This is a genomic window from Roseobacter sp. (assembly GCF_045106495.1).
Taxonomy (GTDB): domain Bacteria; phylum Pseudomonadota; class Alphaproteobacteria; order Rhodobacterales; family Rhodobacteraceae; genus Roseobacter.
Genome location: NZ_JBGCEQ010000041.1, coordinates 12,727 through 30,956 on the forward strand (window position 1 = coordinate 12,727; position 18,230 = coordinate 30,956).

The following is an 18,230-nucleotide window of genomic DNA, read 5'->3' on the forward strand; positions in this document are numbered from 1 at the left end:
GGAGCGTTTTTTGTCAGATTCTCTCTCGCCGGTTCAGGATCAGCGGACCTCATATCATCACGGCGACTTGCGTGGGCAACTGCTCAGCGTTGTTCGAGATCTTGTGGAACTGCATGGTCCTGAAGGATTTTCTGTCGCAGAAGCCGCGCGCAGGGCTGGAGTCAGCACTGCCGCGCCTTACAAACATTTCAAAGATCGCACGGATCTTTTGAACGCGCTTGTGTCGGATGCCATGGACCGTCTGGCGATGCATATGGCGCGCGAGCGGGACCGCTATCCAGCGGGAACCTATGAGGCCGTCGCGGGAATCGGTCAGGCCTACGTCAATTTTGCCAAAGAAGAGCCAGGCATCTTCCGGCTCATGTTCAGCCTGACGGAGGGACACGAGGATGACGACGCCATCCAGCAAAAGGGAAATGACTGTCGCGAGATTGTCGAAACCGCGTGCGCGGCTTGTCTGGGAAAAGGCGCAGATAGCAAGGCGGCTGTGTTATCGGCCTACATCCTGTGGACCAGTGTGCATGGGCACGCGTTCTTGAGTATCGACAAGAAAAACAAGGTAGAAGCCCAGGATTTGGACGACTGGGATTTTCTGATGGCCGTAACCTGCGCGGTGTTGGACGCCTCAGCAGGACGCTAGATTGCTCAGACTGCGGCGCGGCGGCGGCGTGTGTTGCGGCGAGCCGGGGCTGCATTTTCGCCTGTGCCATCATTTTCTGAAGAAAACGCGCCGAGACATGCCACGATTTCTTCAAGAGCAGGTGGATGATTGATGCTGCGGGTGTCCAATGCCTCACGCATGTGGCGCAGGTGATCCGGCATTGTCCCGCAGCACCCGCCGATGATCTTGGCACCACAAGCGCGCGCCATCACGGCGTAATCCGCCATCAGCTCCGGTGTGCCATCATAGTGGATATGACCGTCAACATATTTGGGAATACCCGCGTTGCCCTTGGCAATGATCGGGCGTTCGGGGCCTTGTGCAGAGAACCCCAGAATAGTGCGCAAAAGGTCTGAGGCACCCGTGCCGCAGTTTGCACCAAAGGCAAGCGGTGCCTGGTCATCCAGGTCTTCTACCATTTTCACCATATCGGCGCTTGTTAGGCCCATCATGGTGCGACCGGCCGTGTCAAAGCTCATGGTGCCTGCCCATGCGAGGTTGGCCAGTTTGAAACCCTCTGCCGCCGCGCGGTATTCTTCGGGAGCGCTGATGGTTTCGAGCCATCCCACGTCAGCCCCACCGGATTTCAGACCGTCCGCCGCCTCGTGAAACATTTCCACGGCCAATGAATGGCTCAACGTGCCTACGGGCTCCATGATCTCTCCGGTCGGGCCAACGGAACCTGCGACAATGACCGGTCTTCCTGCAGCATCTGCGACGTCGCGTGCGATTTCTGCAGAGACCCGCGCCAACTCGTGGGTGCGCTTTTCAGCATTGTGCAATTTGAGGCGCGAGGCATTGGCGCCGAAGGAATTGGTCAGAAAAAGATCGCTGCCCGCGTCCACCGCGCCCTTGTACAACGCTTTGATCTTTTTGGGTTCTTCGGTGTTCCACAACTCCGGTGCATCACCCGACATGAGCCCCATGTTGAACAGATTGGTCCCCGTGGCCCCATCTGCGAGCAGGGTGCCCTTCTCGTTTAAGAGCGTCATCAGGGGATTTGTCATATCGAGCCTCGCGCAGCAGAACAGACCTTGCTTTTGCACGCGGGCACCCTCTTAGCAAACTCATAAATTTCATCTTGGTTATGAGTTTGCTAAGGATAGGCTATCGCAACCGGCCGCGACGACGTCCACAACCGGTGCGCTTCACATTGAAAAGTCTCAGACTTCCTGCATAATTTGCGCTTTGGCTTCTGTCATCAACGCGACCATTTTGGCCCGGATTGTAGCTTCGTCGGCTTTGGTGCCTAAATCGCCCGAGACTTTGCGGTAGACATCCTCGTCCCCGGCTTCCTCGAAATCCGATTTCACCACCTCTTTGGCATATTCGGCGGCATCGTCGCCGGATTTTCCCATCAGTTCTGCTGCCCACAAGCCCAGCAGCTTGTTCCGGCGCGCCTCTGCGCGAAACTGCATGTCTGCATCATGCGCGTATTTGTTTTCAAAAGCGTTTTCGCGATCGTCGAAGGTTGTCATGTGGCGGTCTCCTGATGAACGTATGGAACTTATGTTTGATATGCGGTTTCATAACGCATTGCGCAAGTCCCGCTGGCTTGCAGCGGCATAGGGCATGCACTAAGAGGGGCGCATTACAGACCGCAATATCTGCGGCACGAGTGCGAAAGGACGCCTATGGCCCGGCGCAAAAAAATCTACGAAGGTAAAGCGAAAATACTGTATGAAGGCCCCGAACCCGGGACAATCGTGCAATATTTCAAAGACGACGCAACTGCCTTCAACGCCGAAAAAAAGGCCGTGATTGAAGGCAAGGGCGTGTTGAACAACCGCCTGTCGGAATTTTTCATGACAGGTTTGGGCCAAATCGGGGTCCCAAACCATTTCATCAAACGTCTGAACATGCGCGAGCAATTGGTGCGCCAGGTCGAGATCGTACCGCTGGAGATCATTGTGCGCAATTACGCCGCTGGCACCATGTCTACCCGGCTGGGCATTGAAGAAGGCACACAGTTGCCGCGTCCGATTGTTGAATATTGCTACAAGGATGATGCTCTGGGCGACCCGCTGGTGACCGAAGAGCATATCGCAGCCTTCGGGTGGGCCAGCCAGCAAGACATGGAAGACATCTTGAGCCTTGCTCTGAGGGTCAATGATTTTCTGTCTGGTGTGATGATGGCCGTTGGAATTCGCTTGGTGGATTTCAAAATCGAAGTCGGCCGCATTTATGACGGCGACTTTCAGCGATTGATCCTGGCGGATGAAATTAGCCCCGACAGCTGCCGCCTCTGGGATATCGAAACAGGCCAGAAACTGGACAAGGACGTGTTCCGTTGCGACTTGGGTGACCTCAAAGATGCCTACACGGAAGTGGCGCGCCGTTTGGGTGTCATGCCGAAAAATGCAGCCCCAATCAGCAAGCCTACATTGATCAATTGACCAAATTCAGACGTAACTTTTATTGACCAACAAGAGCAGGAATGGAAATCGCGATGAAAGCACGGGTACATGTCATGCTGAAAAACGGTGTATTGGACCCTCAGGGTGAGGCGGTTAGGCACGCGTTAGGAGCCTTGGGCTTTGAGGGTGTTAATGGTGTACGGCAGGGCAAAGTCATCGAACTGGACCTCGCGGAGGGCGCCACCGAGGCAGATGTGACCGCCATGTGTGAAAAGCTGCTGGCAAATACGGTGATCGAATCTTATTCGGTGGAGATGGCCTGATGCACGCCGCAGTTGTCGTTTTTCCCGGATCGAACTGTGATCGTGATCTTGCTGTCGCTTTTGAGGCCGCTGGTGCAAAGGTCAGTTTGGTCTGGCACAAAGACAGCGCGTTGCCCGCGAATGTTGATATTGTTGGCATTCCCGGGGGGTTTTCCTTCGGGGACTATCTGCGCTGCGGCGCGATTGCTGCAAACTCTCCGATATGCCGATCCGTGGCCGATCACGCTCATCGCGGTGGCTATGCGTTAGGGGTGTGCAATGGATTTCAGGTGTTGACGGAAACAGGTTTGCTGCCAGGGGCGCTTTTGCGCAATGCTGGATTGAAGTACATCTGTCAAACCGTTGGTTTAAAGATGGAAACCTCTGATTCAGTTTTTACGAATGGGTACAACGCCGGTGACGTTGTCAATATTCCGATTGCGCATCACGATGGCAATTACTACGCCGATGACGACACCATCCTGCGCTTGCAGGGGGAGGATCGCATCGCTTTCACCTATACCGACAACCCCAATGGCGCCCGGGCGAACATCGCAGGCATCCTGTCTGAAAACCGCCGTGTACTTGGCATGATGCCGCACCCGGAACGGGCGGCGGACGTCGGCCACGGAGGCACGGATGGGCAAGCGCTCTTCCGCGCATTGACAAACGCTTTTGTGACTGCGTGACTTGAGCACGGACAGCGCTTTCGCGTAGTCTATTCCTATGGAAAGACAGGTCAGTTCAGAAACCAAAGCCCAACCCGTAAATTGGCGGGTGCGCGTCGCCTTGGGACTTCTGCTCGCTTTGGCAGTTGTTGTGGTCTCCGTGACCAACAAGCTGCTGACTGACCGATTCACGGAAAGCACACGAAATAGGGCCGAATTGCGTTTGGCGCTCTACAGCGGCAACTTGCTTTCCGAGCTGAGGCAAAACGCGATTGTGCCACAGTTGCTTGCCCGCGATGCCGAGCTGATTGGCGCATTGAATTCGGCTGATTACACCGCGTCCACGCGCCGTCTCATCTCCTTTGTGGAAGAGATTGGCGCAGCTTCGCTGATCTTGTTCGATATTGATGGCCGCACGGTGGCGGCGACAGATCGCAATCGGTTGGGCTCACTGCATCGCAATGAAATGTACTTTGTCGATGCTCTGCGTTCGAATGGAACGATTTTCACCGTCGCGAAAAAGGAATCTGGTGGATACGGCTTTGTTTACTCGCGCCGCGTCCAGTCTGGTCAGGATACTTTGGGCGTCATTGCGGTTGAGGTGGATTTGCAGAAATTTGGCCGGTCCTGGGCGGGCATCTCGGATGCGGTCATCGTAACTGACAGCACCGGAGAGATCATCCTCACCACGGAACCGCGTTGGCGCGGGCGTACCGAAGAAGAAGCGTTGGCGCGACAAACCCCTGCCAGCGCGATCCAAAGGGCCATTCAGGCGACGGCAGATTGGACAGCGCTGCCACCGGATGCTTATCTGGAAGGCGAAGCGGTGATGCGATTGGAGTCGCGTATCCCGTTTCGGGGATGGCGAATGGCATCTTTCACGACCTATGCGTCGGTCCGTGAACGGGTAAACGGGGTGCTCGCTCTCGAAATCATGGGTTTCGCGATTCTCTTGGCGCTCAGTTTTTATGCACTGAGCCGCAGAAATGCTCTTCGCATGGCATTGTTTCAGCGCGAATCTGCCGAGCTGCGCGCCTTGAATGTGGCCCTGCAGCGAGAAATCGCCGAACGAAAACGGGTTCAGGAAACATTGGCAGTCGCTGAGCAAACGCTTGAACAATCAAGTAAACTCGCCGCTTTGGGCGAGATGTCTGCCGCCGTCAGCCATGAGTTGAATCAGCCTTTGGCGGCTATGAAAACTTACCTGGCAGGTGCGCGGCTTTTGCTGCGCAGAAACCGTCAAGAGGAGGCACTGTCATCCTTTGGACGTATTGATGATTTAATCGAACGCATGGGCGGTATTACCCGTCAGCTCAAATCCTATGCGCGCAAGGGCCAGGAGGCGTTTTCGTCGGTCGATGTAAGCGATGCGCTCGCCTCGGCACTTTCAATGATGGAGCCGCAATTGCGTCAGCGGCATGTACAAATCACCCGAATGGTGCCGGATGCTCCGGTGGAAGTGTTTGGGGACCGCTTGAGGATTGAACAAGTTATGGTGAACCTCTTGCGCAATGCGCTCGATGCGACCAAATCTGAGATGAACCCAAAGGTGGATATCATGCTTTCGGCGGGAGAGACGGCGACATTGACGGTGCGCGACAACGGCCCGGGTATCGAGGACTTGGACCAGTTGTTCGAGCCATTTTATACGACGAAGCAACCTGGCGACGGCGTCGGGTTGGGTCTTGCCATATCTTCGGGTATTGTAAACGATCTAGGAGGACGGCTGACCGCGCGAAATGGGCAAGCGGGCGGTGCCGTCTTTGAGATGCAGCTACCGATACTGGATAGCGCGCAAAACACACAAGCGGCGGAGTAACCCATGACTCAAGCAATGAAAATCGCGATCGTGGACGATGAACAAGACATGAGACAGTCGATCAGCCAGTGGCTGGCGCTGTCCGGGTATGACACAGAGACTTTTGGCAGCGCGGAGGACGCGCTCAAAGTGCTTGGTCCGGAATACCCTGGAATTGTCATTTCCGACATCAAGATGCCGGGCATGGACGGAATGCAATTTCTCAAGAAACTGATGGGAAATGATAGCGCGTTGCCTGTCATAATGATCACTGGACACGGTGATGTGCCGATGGCGGTTGAAGCCATGCGTGTTGGCGCTTTTGATTTTCTGGAAAAACCATTCAATCCGGATCGCATGAACGAGCTGGCCAAAAAAGCCACGGGCGCCCGACGTCTGGTGATGGACAACCGCGTGCTGCGACGTGAACTCAGCGATGGCGGTCAGTTGATGAAGAAACTGATCGGGCAAAGCCCGGTCATGGAACGCCTGCGGGAAGACATCCTCGATTTAGGGCAAGCTGACGGTCACGTGCTGATCGACGGGGAAACAGGTACTGGTAAAACACTGGTTGCCCATGCTTTGCATGCAGTGGGTTCGCGGGCAGGCAAGAAATTCGTTTTGGTCAGCTGCGGGGCCTACGAAGAGGAAGCGTTGAGCAAAAGGCTTTTCGGCCCGATGAACCCTGAGGATGCGCAATTGCCCGCGATTGAAGAGGCGCGTGGCGGCACTTTGGTATTGGAAGACGTTGAAGCTTTAACCGAAACCCTGCAAGCGCGCCTCTTGAGTGTGATCAACGAGCAAGGTGCGCCTGCAGAGACCCGCATCGTCGCCATTTCCAATCTGCAAGAGGCCGGACGCACCTCCGAAGATGCGCTGCGCGCCGACCTGTTCTACCGTTTGGCGGCTTTGAGGATCACTGTGCCGCCCCTGCGCCAGCGTGGCGAGGATATTCTGACGCTGTTTACACGCCTCAGCGAACAGTTTTCCGACGAATACGGCTGCGACGCGCCGCAAGTCTCCGCTCAGGAAGCCGCACAACTGCTGCAAGCTCCGTGGCCCGGGAATGTGCGCCAGTTGATCAATGTGGCTGAGCGCGCGGTTTTGCAATCCCGTCGTGGTTCCGGCACCATCGCGTCGTTGTTGATGAACGATCACGAAGACATGCAACCCGTCATGACCACTGAAGGCAAGCCGCTCAAGGAATATGTTGAAGCATTTGAGCGCATGCTCATCGATAACACCATGCGACGCCATCGCGGATCCATTGCCAGTGTCATGGACGAGTTATGCCTGCCGCGCCGCACGTTAAACGAGAAGATGGCAAAATACGGTCTGCAGCGTTCGGACTACCTCTAGCTGGTCTTTTTACGGGCATCGAAAACGAAAAATGTCGTGAAACCGGGAGGATAGGGGCAATTTATGCGCGCTCCGTCACATTGCCCATTGTGTTTTGCGGCACTCTCGCATTATTTAAGAATGTAGAGACACGTCATAAGCTGACGCATCGTCTCTTTATGAGTTTCGCTGCTTTGGGCGCGGTGTGGGACGTATCACACCACCAAAGCAGGCCGATTGGGCCGGGAACGGCCAACGAACTGCTGATGTGGCACAAGGCGAAGAGCCCCAAAACACTCAGCTAAATAATGGATACGAGGCTGCTATGACGCGCCCGTGTCGGAGAAGAAACGCGATGACGCGCGCAGATGCATTGAGCAGATACGCCATGGCCCATTCGGGCCGGGAACGCCGTGCGTCACAGATCGCCCTGACAAGACATAATCCGCATCTGACTGATCCTCCAGGGACAGCGGAATCGCGGCTGTGCACATTGGAACTATGGCTAAGAAAATGCTTATCGATGCCACCCACGCCGAGGAAACTCGCGTTGTGGTGGTGGACGGAAACAAAGTTGAGGAATTTGACTTTGAATCCGAGAATAAACGCCAGCTTGCTGGCAACATCTACCTTGCAAAAGTAACGCGGGTCGAACCGTCTTTACAGGCGGCTTTTGTGGACTATGGCGGCAATCGTCACGGGTTCCTTGCGTTCTCTGAAATTCATCCTGACTATTATCAAATCCCTGTTGCGGATCGTCAGGCCTTGATGGAAGAAGAACGCGCCGAGGCCGAAGCGCAAAAGGCCAAGGAAGATGAAGACGAAAAACCCAAGCGTCGGTCACGCAGCCGCAGTCGATCCAAGTCCAAAGCGGCGGAAACAACCAGCGAAGATGCGACCGTATCCCGTGATGTAGATACGGATCAGATCGGCGGCATGGAGACCATCGACCTTGATGACGAAGAGGGCTCTTCTCCGATGGAGAGGGTGGCCGAAACACCCGTAGAAGAACCTTTGGACACGCCTGAGACTGATGCCATTCAGGATGGTGAAGAAGCGTCAGGTGAAGCTCTTGCCCGGGATGAAGACATTCCTGTCGAGGCTCTTGCCGACGATCAAACGACAGACGCATCTGATGACGCTGCTGATGAAGAGCACGACGAAGATGACGATGCGCCAACGCGCAAATCCGATGCATCCTCGAAAGATGATTCTATCGAATCTGTAGCAGATGAAGACGACCATGAAGACATCCGCCCAGTGCGTAAACCACGCCCGCGTCGGTACAAGATTCAGGAAGTCATCAAGGTAAGGCAGATCCTGCTGGTACAGGTCGTCAAGGAAGAACGTGGCAATAAAGGCGCGGCTCTGACCACCTACCTGAGCCTTGCCGGTCGCTATTGCGTGCTAATGCCGAATACTGCGCGGGGCGGCGGCATTTCGCGGAAAATCACCAATGCCGTGGATCGCAAGAAGCTCAAGGAAATCGCCAACGAGATCGAGGTGCCACAAGGCGCCGGGTTGATTGTTCGTACCGCCGGGGCAAAACGCACCAAGGCGGAGATCAAGCGCGATTATGAATATCTGCAGCGCTTGTGGGAACAGATCCGCGATCTGACGCTGAAGTCCGTTGCGCCTGCAAAAATCTATGAAGAAGGCAATCTGATCAAACGATCGATCCGTGACCTTTATAACCGTGACATTGATGAGGTTTTCGTGGAAGGCGAGCGTGGCTATCGCATCGCTAAGGACTTCATGAAAATGATCATGCCTAGTCATGCCAAGAACGTGAAACTTTATGCGGAGAGCCTGCCGCTTTTTGCGCGCTATCAGGTGGAAAGCTACCTGGCGGGTATGTTCAATCCGACCGTACAACTGCCATCGGGTGGCTACATCGTGATCGGCGTGACCGAAGCGCTCGTCGCTATCGATGTCAACTCGGGCCGGGCCACCAAGGAAGGGTCGATTGAGCAAACCGCCACCAAGACTAACCTTGAAGCTGCTGATGAGGTTGCGCGCCAATTGCGTTTGCGGGATTTGGCCGGGCTGATCGTAATTGACTTTATCGACATGGACGAGCGCAAGAACAACGCTGCCGTCGAAAAGCGCATGAAGGACAAGCTCAAGACTGACCGTGCGCGTATCCAGGTGGGCCGAATCTCCGGGTTTGGGTTGATGGAAATGTCCCGTCAGCGTCTGCGTCCGGGCATGATTGAGGCGACGACGCAGCCTTGTCAGGCCTGCCATGGCACCGGGTTGATCCGCTCAGATGACAATCTGGCGCTGTCGATTTTGCGCCAGATCGAAGAGGAAGGCACGCGCAAACGGTCACGTGAAGTGCTTGTTCGAGCGCCGGTTGGTATTGCCAACTTCCTGATGAACCAGAAGCGCGAACATATCGCTCAGATCGAAGGGCGCTATGGACTGTCGGTGCGAATCGAAGGGGACCCCATGCTGGTGAGCCCGGATTTCAGCCTTGAGAAGTTCAAGACAGCGACCCGTGTTGTGCCGGTGGCATCATCGAACGTGGTGTCAGTAGATACATCTCTGATGGATCAGGTGGATGCGGATGATGATGCATCAGTTGTAGCTGAGGAAGCCCCCGAGCCGCAAGTGTCGGAGCAATCGCGCCCCACAAGCGACGAGGGGGAGGGTGAAACCAAGCCCAAACGCCGCCGTCGCCGTCGCCGTCGCAGCCGTAACAAGAATAATGGCTCTGACGGGGAACAAACAGCAGAAAACGCGGAAAATACGCCGCAACCGAGCGAGCCAACTCAACCTGCCGAACACGGAGCTGATGCGCAAACCGAGGCGCAACCGACCCCTGAAGCGGCTGTCGAAGCGGCGCCAGAACCTCAAGCAGAGAAACCCAAGCCAAAGCGTCGGTCGCGGTCCACAAAGGCCAAGGCTGAAGCGGAAAATGCGTCTCCCAAAGATGCCGAGGCGGTTGAAACACAGACCGTGGCCGCCGCGTCGGAGGATACCGAACCTGCACCGAAACCGAAACCAAAGCGTGCGAGTCGTGCCAAGAAGCCTAAGGTTGTGGCTGCAGAAACTGTTCCTGAGGAGGTTTCTGTTGCTCCTGAAAATGTCCCCGAAGCTGCGGTACCCGAAACACCGGCAGCGCCAGAACCAGAGCCAATCGCGGAACCTGAACCTGTGGCTGCAGAACCCAGAGCCGCGGAACCGGTGGCCGCGCAGCCTGTTGCTGCGGAACCGGAACCAGCCAAACCTAAACGTCGAGGGTGGTGGTCTCTTGGCGGTTAGACCAAGGTTTTTGATCAAGAAAAAGGCGTGCCTCGGAGCGCGCCTTTTTTGTGCGGTTAGGTCTTGCGGATAATATAAATCTGAACAGACCCGTCTGTGTCCGTCTTGACCAGAGTATGGCCCGCCTCTGCGCAGAAATGCGGCACATCTATGACCGCGGCAGGATCATCCGCGTGCACCGTGAGTGTGTCGCCTGACGCCAGGGATTGCAGGCGTTTACGTGCTTTGAGAACGGGCAGGGGGCATAACAGCCCGGTGGCATCCAATGTGTTTTCGGCATCGCTCATACGCTCCAGATAGGCGTGATGTTTCAGTCTGTCCACAAGGTTGTGACCAAGGGTCGCGTGACCTGCCAATTCTTATGGGCTAGGAGTGAGCGATGTTTGGAATTGAGATCATCGACGCAGGCCTCGTCCCTGCCATGGTTGTGGCCCTTTTGGCGGGGATCATCAGCTTTCTAAGCCCTTGTGTACTGCCCATCGTGCCGCCCTATCTGGCTTACATGAGCGGCGTTACCCTGAATGAAATGTCCGGCGAGGCGGTCGCACGGCGTCGCGCGGTGATCGCCGCGTTATGTTTTGTTCTTGGGTTGAGCACGGTTTTTCTGATTCTCGGATTCACCGCATCGGTGTTTGGGGCGTTTTTCCTACAAAATCAGGTGCTCTTTGCGCAGGCCTCCGGGCTCGTTGTGATTGTCTTCGGGCTACATTTTCTGGGGCTTTTCCGCATTCCCTTTCTCGACCAGGAAGCGCGTTTGGATGCAGGCGACAAAGGCGGATCAAGCTTTGGCGCCTATGTACTGGGTCTGGCCTTCGCTTTCGGATGGACGCCTTGTATCGGCCCCCAACTGGGGGCGATCCTGTCGCTTGCGGCGTCAGAGGCCTCAGTCAGCCGTGGGACGTTGCTTCTTGGGATCTATGCCGCGGGCTTGGGCATCCCCTTTCTAGTGACAGCGATGTTCATTACCCGTGCCGTTGGTTTGATGAACCGCCTCAAGCGGCACATGAAAATGATTGAACGGGTGATGGGCGGATTGTTGGTCATAGTGGGTCTTGCACTGGTCACGGGCGCCTTCACAACATTTTCGTGGTGGCTGTTGGAGCGTTTCCCGGCCTTGGCAACGCTGGGCTGATCGACTTAAACTGTTTTCAACCCCTGCTAAGCTGCCGGGCGCGAAAAAGGTCTGGTCATGCGCAGCACGTCCGAAGTTTCTGTCAAGCGCCGCAAGGTATTCTACATTCCGGGGTATGACCCGTTTCCACCGCGCCGATACCGTGAGCTCTATCGCAGCGAAGGCGCGTCTCAGGCAGCTTTGTCCGGTTACCATCTGTCGATGACCCATGGTCTTGCCGGCGACGGCTTTGGCTGGTGTGTCGACATGGAGATCGATGGCGCGGTTACTGAGACTGAGATCGAAGTGCTGGTCTGGTCTGACATCGTGCAGGACAGTTTCGGCAGCGCGGTCTGGATGACTTATTGGGCTATGGTGCGAACCGCATGGGTCTACTTCTCGACAGGTGCGATTTGGCGCCTGATGCGATTGCGCAAGGGGCCTGTCATTGCGGCGTTTTACCCGGTTCTGGTGCTGCTATTGCAACTGGCGGGTTCGGTTGGTTTGACTTGGTGGGTTTCCAAAGTCGCATTGGCCCTCGCGAACGATGGGCTTGTCGCCTTCGGTTGGGTTGCGAGAAGTACGGTGGAGGTCTTGGTATATGGCGTTGCCATACTCGGCGCGGTCTGGATACTGCGCATGTTTCAAAAGCATGACGGTAAAGTCTTCGCCCATTACCTGATGCTTGATTTTGCCTACAGCGCATCCAAACTGGGCGCTTATCCAGATCAACTCTCTGAACGTTTGAAGATTTTTTCCGATCAGATTTCGGCGGCCTTGGAAACGGAAGTGGATGAAGTTCTGGTTGTAGGCCATTCATCGGGCGCGCATTTGGCGGTGACGGCGCTTGCGCAAGTTATGCGTCAAACCGATGCCGCTCAAAAGTCGGCATTGAGCTTTCTGTCTCTTGGTCATGTGGTCCCCATGGTGTCATTTTTGCCAGCCGCAGATGAATTGAGGCGTGACTTGCGGTTTCTGTCTACCCGCAGTGACCTCACATGGGTGGATGTGACGGCCCCGGGGGATGGATGTTCCTTTGCCTTATGTGATCCTGTCGGAGTTTCCGGTCAGACCACACCGCAAAAACAGTCGCCTCTGGTGATGTCTGCGGCCTTCACCCAAAGCCTTTCGCCAGAGAGATGGCGCGCGCTCAGATGGCGATTTTTCAGACTTCATTTTCAGTATCTTTGTGCGTTCGATCAGCCAAAAGACTATGACTACTTCCAGATCACAGGTGGCGCTTTGACCCTGGCAGAGCGCTACAAGGGCAGGCCGCAATCGCCGTCCCGTATCACCCGCTCCGTGACCAAATTCACCGCCACCGCGTCATGACACTTCCACCCAAACCGTCCAGCCGCGCGGAGAAGGTGACATTCTGGCGCTACCTGCGTCTGTTCCGGCGTGACATCCTTTCCTCACAACCTGAACGGCTCTACCGGGCTTGGATGGCCGAGTTCCGCACACCTTTTTTTCGCAGTTACATGATCAATGATCCCGACTTGATCAAAACGGTTTTGAAAGAGCGACCCAGGGATTTTCCCAAATCCAACCGTGTTGGGTCGGGGTTGCGGCCCTTGCTGGGGAACTCTGTATTCCTGACCAATGGGGATCATTGGGAGCGTCAAAGGCGCATCATTGACCCGGCATTCGAAGGCGGTCGCCTGCGCCAGAGCTTCCCGTCGATCTGTGATGCCTCGGAAACCACGGTGGCACGGTTGCTGAACCGCATGGATCAAGACGTTGAGATCGAGTCCGAGACAAGCCATGCAGCGGCCGATGTGATCTTTCGGACCCTGTTTTCCATGCCGATCGAGGCCCATGTCGCGCAGGATGTTTTTCAGGCCTTCAAGACATACCAGCGCAGCCAGCCAATCTTGAACCTCTCCGCTTTTGTACCGTTGCCGCAGTGGATGCCGCGCGGCTATAGGCGCCGGACCCGTCAGAGTGCAGCACATATTCGCGCGTTGATCCAGGGACTTACGCAGACGCGTCAAGCAGAGATCGACGCAGGAACGGCACCAAATGACCTTGCTACCAAGATCATGACAACGCGCGATCCCGAGACGGGTATGGTTTTCGACCTGGGCGAAATGGTAGATCAGGTGGCGATTTTTTTTCTGGCCGGGCATGAGACAAGCGCATCTGCCTTGGCGTGGGCTCTTTATCTTCTGGCGCTTCACCCGGAATGGCAGAGACGCGTCGCCGACGAAGCCCGGTCTGTGGATCTGCGTGATTTTGGTCAAATGTCAAAGCTGAAAGTGACGAGAGACGTCTTTCGCGAAACTCTGAGGCTCTATCCGCCTGTCCCGATGATGGTGCGAGAGACGCAAAAACCAGAGGTTTTTCGAAACCGCAGTGTCAAAAAAGGGGCGCAGGTGGTGCTGAGCCCGTGGCATCTGCACCGGCAAACCCGTCTTTGGGACGCACCGGATGCTTTTGATCCGACACGGTGGGACACTGAGAACGGCAAGACCTGCGCACGGGATGCGTATTTGCCGTTCAGTGCCGGGCCGCGTGTCTGCCCCGGCGCAGGATTTGCCATGATGGAAGGGGTCATGATGCTGGCCTTTATCTTGCGCGATCTACGTGTTGAGTTGACCGGTCATGCGCCGCCTGTTCCGGTCGCTCACCTCACAGTCCGGTCGCAGGATGGCATTTGGTTGCGCATTGTCCGGCGCTAACATGTACCATCTTGCGTCCGCCTGTTTTAAAGATTGCCCAAGAGCCGGAATCACAAGGATAAATCACATATGTCAGACCACAATGCGATGCGCGAACAAATGCAATCTGGTGCGGGGTTTGTCGCAGCTTTAGATCAGTCAGGGGGATCTACCCCAAAAGCCTTGAGCCTCTATGGTGTTGAACCTTCAGACTATTCTGGCGATGCCGAAATGTTTGCCGCGATGCATGATATGCGCGCCCGGATTATTCTTGCTGACGATTTCACCAGCACGAAAGTTATTGGTGCGATTCTGTTTGAGCGCACGATGCATGACACCATCAATGACAAACCGGTGGCAGAACTTTTGTGGCAAGACCGCGGCATTGTGCCTTTTCTGAAAATCGACAAAGGGTTGGAAGATCAGGCCGACGGTGTTCAGCTGTTGAAACCGATGCCCGGTCTTGAAGAATTGCTGGCCGACGCCAAGTCCAAAGGGATTTTTGGCACCAAGGAACGCTCCGTGATCAACGAGGCCAACGCAAAAGGCGTGGCCGATATTGTGGCACAGCAGTTTGATGTCGCGCGCACCGTTATCGCTGCAGGTCTTGTGCCAATACTGGAGCCCGAAGTTAACATTCACTCCGAAACAAAAGCCGAAGCCGAAAACATGCTGGAAGCTGAAATTGAAAAGCATCTCGATATGTTGGAGGAAGGCGTTGATGTTATGCTTAAGCTGACACTACCCAACAAACCCGGTCTTTATGATGGCTTGGCAGCACATCCGCGTGTACTGCGGGTCGTGGCACTGTCGGGTGGGTACTCAACTGACGTCGCTTCCGAGAAACTGTCCCACAACAAACATATGATCGCGAGTTTCAGCCGCGCTTTGACAGAGGGTTTGAACGTGAAAATGTCGGATGCGGAGTTCGGGGCCGCTCTCGGTGGTAACATTGACAAGATTTACCGCGCGTCGATCTAAGAGCCCGCCAAACGCTCCTGCAAGTTGCGCAATACATAGAGACGGATCGCGGATGCCAGACCCATTGTGTCGCCGCGATCTACATCAATTTCGGCGATTAAATCGTTGATCGGCCTTTGTTTCTCAAATGCCATCTCGCGGAAAGCCTGCCAGAATTCATCCTCAAGCGAAACCGACGTACGGTGACCCTTCAAGGTCACCGAATGTTTTGCAGGTCGCCCGCTCATGTCTCTCGTTTATGCGCGTCCAGATTGCGCGATATTTTTTGGGCCTTGGCTTTAAGCAACTCTTTTTGGGTTTTGGTTTGGCCAAAGCTGACGGCGTTTTCATCCGCCTGAGCCTTGCGCGAAGTCCGGTTGCGTTCTTTTCTGGCCTTGTTGAGGTTGATTGGTGAACTCATTTGGGTCCGATCATGTTTTCAGGGCGTACCACACGCTCGAAGGTCTCAGCGTCGACAAACCCAAGAGCAATGGCATCTTCTTTGAGAGTCGTGCCGTTATTGTGGGCCGTTTTGGCGACTTTGGTTGCGTTGTCATAGCCGATTTCCGGGGCCAGTGCGGTCACCAGCATTAACGACTCGCGCATCAGGCGTTCTATCCGGTCCGGGTCGGCTTTTAAACCGACCACCAGATTATCGGTAAAGGCGGACGCTGCATCCCCCAGTAATTGCATGGATTGCAACACGTTATAAGCCATCATTGGCTTGTAGACATTTAACTCAAAGTGCCCTTGCGACCCGGCAAACCCAACGGCAGCGTCGTTGCCAAAAACATGTGCGCAGACCTGCGTAAGCGCCTCACATTGTGTTGGATTGACCTTTCCGGGCATGATCGATGACCCTGGTTCATTCTCCGGCAGAACCAGTTCACCAAGACCGCATCGGGGTCCGGACCCCAACAATCGGATGTCGTTCGCGATTTTGAACAGCGAGGCTGCCACGGTTTTCAAAGCGCCTGAGATTTCGACCATTGCATCATGGGCAGCCAAGGCCTCGAACTTGTTCGGCGCGGTGATAAAGGGCAGGCCGGTAATGTCGGCCATATTCGCTGCGACCGTGACGTCCCAGCCTTTTGGGGTGTTGAGCCCTGTGCCAACTGCCGTGCCGCCCTGCGCCAACTCATAAATACGGCCCAATGCGTCCTTGATCCTCTGGATGCCCATTGCAACCTGATGCGTATAGCCAGAGAATTCTTGGCTCAATGTCAGCGGCGTCGCATCCTGTGTATGGGTACGCCCGATTTTGATAATCCCATCGAATTCTTCGACTTTAGATTGTAGAGCGGCATGCAGTTTTTCCAATCCGGGCAACAGAACATCCCTTGCCGTCATCGCGCTGGCGATGTGCATGGCAGTAGGGAAAGTGTCGTTGGAAGACTGTCCCATGTTGCAATGGTCATTTGGGTGCACCGGATCTTTTGATCCAATCACGCCGCCCAGGATTTCAATTGCACGATTGGCGATGACCTCGTTGGCGTTCATGTTCGATTGGGTGCCGGACCCGGTCTGCCAGACCACAAGCGGGAAATTATCGTCAAATTTGCCCGCAACCACCTCGCCTGCGGCCTCCACAATCGCGTCGCCGCGTGTTGCATCGAGCTTTCCCAAGGCGATATTGGCTTGAGCGCAGGCTTGCTTAATCACACCTAACGCACGTACGATCGCTACGGGTTGTTTTTCCCAACCAATGGGGAAGTTGATGATGGATCGTTGCGTCTGCGCACCCCAGTATTTTTCTGCGGGAACTTCCAAGGGGCCAAAGCTGTCGGTTTCGGTGCGAGTCTGAGCCATGATGTCTTCCATGTTTTTGAGCTGCCTAAGGTGTATCCCTGCAACTGCTGAGGCACAACATGTGCGTGTGCAAATGCAAACCATCATTGAATAGATCGGGTATGGTGTTATCTTGAAACAAGCGAATGTTCGTTTCGACCCCAATGAAACGCAAGACAGCGACGTCAAAAGGACAGCTTCCAATGGTACTAACTGACCGGGCGATCAGATGGTTCGTTTTTCAGGTTGTGCTGGTGGTCGGCATTTTGACAACTGTCAACGTGGCTCTGGCGGATATCTCACGTTTCGTCGGGAGTTACGAAGGCTCAGCCGCCGTGACCTCTGCAGATGGCAGTCAACGGCAGCGCGACATGAACGTCGAAATATTTGAGACGGATGATGGGTTCAAAGTAAACTGGACATCGACAACGTATCGTCCGGACGGGTCCAGCAAAGCCAAATCATATTCGATTGAATTTGTGCCTTCGGATCGCGGCGATGTCTACGCCTCTGCAATGAAACGCAATGTGTTTGGCCATGACGTGCAACTGGACCCGATGAAGGGCGAACCCTATGTCTGGAGCCGCATAGATGGGGAAACGCTCAGTGTGTATTCACTTTTTGTGGCTGAAGACGGCGGCTACGAAATCCAACAGTTCAACCGGACTCTGGCTGATGGCGGCTTAAAGCTGGAATACCAAAGCGTCCGAAATGGCGAAATACAGCGCACGGTCTCGACCTTTTTGAGGAAGGAATAGACTGGAAGCACAGAGGGTCCGTTGCTGGCCGATCTACTTGCGGAAGCTGTCCAAAGAGACGACCTCAGCGTCTTTTCCATCATCTTTTTCTGTCTCTTCCAAAACGTTCTCGGACTTTTCTGTCGGCGTAACGGCAGGAACCGGTGTCTTCGGCAAGGTTGCGAGTTCGGTAGAAGGCGCGGAGACCTCGCTGCCGTCTTGAGTCTCAAAGCGCAGACCAAACTCTATTGACGGGTCAACAAATGTCTTGATGGCATCGTAGGGGATGTACAATGGCTCAGGTGCATCGCCGAAATTCAATGTGACGGAAAATCCGTCAACACCAACCTCGAGATTTTCATACCAATGCTGCATGACCACAGTCATTTCACCGGGATACCGGTCGGACAGCCAATCCGCCAGTTCGGCGTCTGGGTGACTGGTGTCGAAGGTGATAAAAAAGTGATGAGCACCGGGCAGTCCGTTGGCGGATACATCCTCAAGAACATTCTTGATAAGGCCGCGCATAGCCTCATGCATCAGGTTGCCATAATCGATACTGCGGCTCATCGTGTTCCTCTGA

19 protein-coding genes are annotated in these 18,230 nt (G+C 55.1%); 12 read left to right on the forward strand and 7 right to left on the reverse strand.

Features of this window, described 5'->3' with window-relative positions; all coding sequences use genetic code 11:
• Nucleotides 1-10 precede the first annotated feature (10 nt).
• Complete coding sequence (locus AB8B75_RS19105; protein ID WP_405364414.1) at nt 11-640, forward strand: TetR/AcrR family transcriptional regulator; 630 nt, start codon at nt 11-13, stop codon at nt 638-640.
• A 5-nt stretch (nt 641-645) separates the two neighbouring features.
• Here AB8B75_RS19105 and bmt read toward each other — a convergent pair whose 3' ends face one another.
• Together bmt and AB8B75_RS19115 are read right to left on the reverse strand one after the other, a co-directional pair.
• Nucleotides 646-1,668 (reverse strand): betaine--homocysteine S-methyltransferase, encoded by a 1,023-nt coding sequence (bmt, locus tag AB8B75_RS19110; protein WP_405364415.1) that lies wholly within the window; start codon nt 1,666-1,668, stop codon nt 646-648.
• A gap of 156 nt (nt 1,669-1,824) precedes the next feature.
• Nucleotides 1,825-2,139 carry a DUF1476 domain-containing protein gene (locus AB8B75_RS19115; RefSeq protein WP_405364416.1) on the reverse strand — a complete coding sequence of 105 codons (315 nt, stop codon included), beginning with the start codon at nt 2,137-2,139 and terminating at the stop codon, nt 1,825-1,827.
• Between the two features lie 156 nt (nt 2,140-2,295).
• On the opposite strand from AB8B75_RS19115, the gene purC reads away from it, so the two are divergent.
• The 6 genes from purC (at nt 2,296) to AB8B75_RS19145 (ending at nt 10,391) form a co-directional block, all read left to right on the forward strand.
• On the forward strand, nt 2,296-3,057 hold the full coding sequence (gene purC, locus AB8B75_RS19120; protein WP_405364417.1) for a phosphoribosylaminoimidazolesuccinocarboxamide synthase: 762 nt from the start codon (nt 2,296-2,298) through the stop codon (nt 3,055-3,057).
• Nucleotides 3,058-3,110: 53 nt separating this feature from the next.
• Nucleotides 3,111-3,341 (forward strand): phosphoribosylformylglycinamidine synthase subunit PurS, encoded by a 231-nt coding sequence (gene purS, locus AB8B75_RS19125; protein WP_405364503.1) that lies wholly within the window; start codon nt 3,111-3,113, stop codon nt 3,339-3,341.
• On the forward strand, nt 3,341-4,009 hold the full coding sequence (gene purQ, locus AB8B75_RS19130) for a phosphoribosylformylglycinamidine synthase subunit PurQ (RefSeq protein ID WP_405364418.1): 669 nt from the start codon (nt 3,341-3,343) through the stop codon (nt 4,007-4,009). The genes purS and purQ overlap by 1 nt, the downstream gene beginning before the upstream one ends.
• A 37-nt stretch (nt 4,010-4,046) precedes the next feature.
• Nucleotides 4,047-5,807 (forward strand): ATP-binding protein, encoded by a 1,761-nt coding sequence (locus AB8B75_RS19135; protein ID WP_405364419.1) that lies wholly within the window; start codon nt 4,047-4,049, stop codon nt 5,805-5,807.
• A gap of 3 nt (nt 5,808-5,810) precedes the next feature.
• The gene (locus tag AB8B75_RS19140) at nt 5,811-7,145 is read left to right on the forward strand and encodes a sigma-54-dependent transcriptional regulator (protein WP_405364420.1); all 1,335 of its coding nucleotides are present in this window, start codon (nt 5,811-5,813) and stop codon (nt 7,143-7,145) included.
• 480 nt (nt 7,146-7,625) lie between these two features.
• Entirely contained in the window at nt 7,626-10,391 is a 2,766-nt protein-coding gene (locus AB8B75_RS19145; RefSeq protein ID WP_405364421.1) for an Rne/Rng family ribonuclease, read from the forward strand.
• Between the two features lie 56 nt (nt 10,392-10,447).
• Here AB8B75_RS19145 and AB8B75_RS19150 read toward each other — a convergent pair whose 3' ends face one another.
• Nucleotides 10,448-10,678, reverse strand: a complete 231-nt coding sequence (locus AB8B75_RS19150; RefSeq protein ID WP_405364504.1) for a sulfurtransferase TusA family protein — start codon at nt 10,676-10,678, stop codon at nt 10,448-10,450.
• Between the two features lie 92 nt (nt 10,679-10,770).
• Between AB8B75_RS19150 and AB8B75_RS19155 the strand changes: the two genes are divergently transcribed.
• The 4 genes from AB8B75_RS19155 to AB8B75_RS19170 all read left to right on the forward strand — a co-directional run bounded on the left by AB8B75_RS19155 (nt 10,771) and on the right by AB8B75_RS19170 (nt 15,143).
• Nucleotides 10,771-11,523: a cytochrome c biogenesis CcdA family protein gene (locus AB8B75_RS19155; RefSeq protein WP_405364422.1), complete on the forward strand. Its 753-nt coding sequence runs from the start codon at nt 10,771-10,773 to the stop codon at nt 11,521-11,523.
• Nucleotides 11,524-11,580: 57 nt separating this feature from the next.
• Complete coding sequence (locus AB8B75_RS19160; protein ID WP_405364423.1) at nt 11,581-12,834, forward strand: hypothetical protein; 1,254 nt, start codon at nt 11,581-11,583, stop codon at nt 12,832-12,834.
• A complete protein-coding gene (locus AB8B75_RS19165) occupies nt 12,831-14,183 on the forward strand; it encodes a cytochrome P450 (protein WP_405364424.1) in 1,353 nt (450 codons plus the stop codon). The genes AB8B75_RS19160 and AB8B75_RS19165 overlap by 4 nt, the downstream gene beginning before the upstream one ends.
• A gap of 69 nt (nt 14,184-14,252) precedes the next feature.
• Nucleotides 14,253-15,143 carry a fructose bisphosphate aldolase gene (locus tag AB8B75_RS19170; protein ID WP_405364425.1) on the forward strand — a complete coding sequence of 297 codons (891 nt, stop codon included), beginning with the start codon at nt 14,253-14,255 and terminating at the stop codon, nt 15,141-15,143.
• Here the strand turns inward: AB8B75_RS19170 and AB8B75_RS19175 are convergent.
• From AB8B75_RS19175 to fumC, 3 genes are read right to left on the reverse strand one after another with little or no spacing between them, the layout of a single operon-like run.
• Nucleotides 15,140-15,370 (reverse strand): ribbon-helix-helix domain-containing protein, encoded by a 231-nt coding sequence (locus tag AB8B75_RS19175; RefSeq protein WP_405364426.1) that lies wholly within the window; start codon nt 15,368-15,370, stop codon nt 15,140-15,142. The genes AB8B75_RS19170 and AB8B75_RS19175 overlap by 4 nt on opposite strands.
• The gene (locus tag AB8B75_RS19180) at nt 15,367-15,543 is read right to left on the reverse strand and encodes a DUF4169 family protein (RefSeq protein ID WP_405364427.1); all 177 of its coding nucleotides are present in this window, start codon (nt 15,541-15,543) and stop codon (nt 15,367-15,369) included. The genes AB8B75_RS19175 and AB8B75_RS19180 overlap by 4 nt, the downstream gene beginning before the upstream one ends.
• Nucleotides 15,540-16,931 carry a class II fumarate hydratase gene (fumC, locus tag AB8B75_RS19185; RefSeq protein ID WP_405364428.1) on the reverse strand — a complete coding sequence of 464 codons (1,392 nt, stop codon included), beginning with the start codon at nt 16,929-16,931 and terminating at the stop codon, nt 15,540-15,542. Before fumC ends, AB8B75_RS19180 begins: the two co-directional genes overlap by 4 nt.
• Before the next feature lie 182 nt (nt 16,932-17,113).
• On the opposite strand from fumC, the gene AB8B75_RS19190 reads away from it, so the two are divergent.
• Nucleotides 17,114-17,668, forward strand: coding sequence for a hypothetical protein (locus AB8B75_RS19190; RefSeq protein WP_405364429.1), 555 nt, complete (start codon nt 17,114-17,116; stop codon nt 17,666-17,668).
• Nucleotides 17,669-17,701: 33 nt separating this feature from the next.
• Here the strand turns inward: AB8B75_RS19190 and AB8B75_RS19195 are convergent, their stop codons facing one another.
• The gene (locus AB8B75_RS19195; protein ID WP_405364430.1) at nt 17,702-18,217 is read right to left on the reverse strand and encodes an SspB family protein; all 516 of its coding nucleotides are present in this window, start codon (nt 18,215-18,217) and stop codon (nt 17,702-17,704) included.
• Nucleotides 18,218-18,230: the final 13 nt, after the last annotated feature.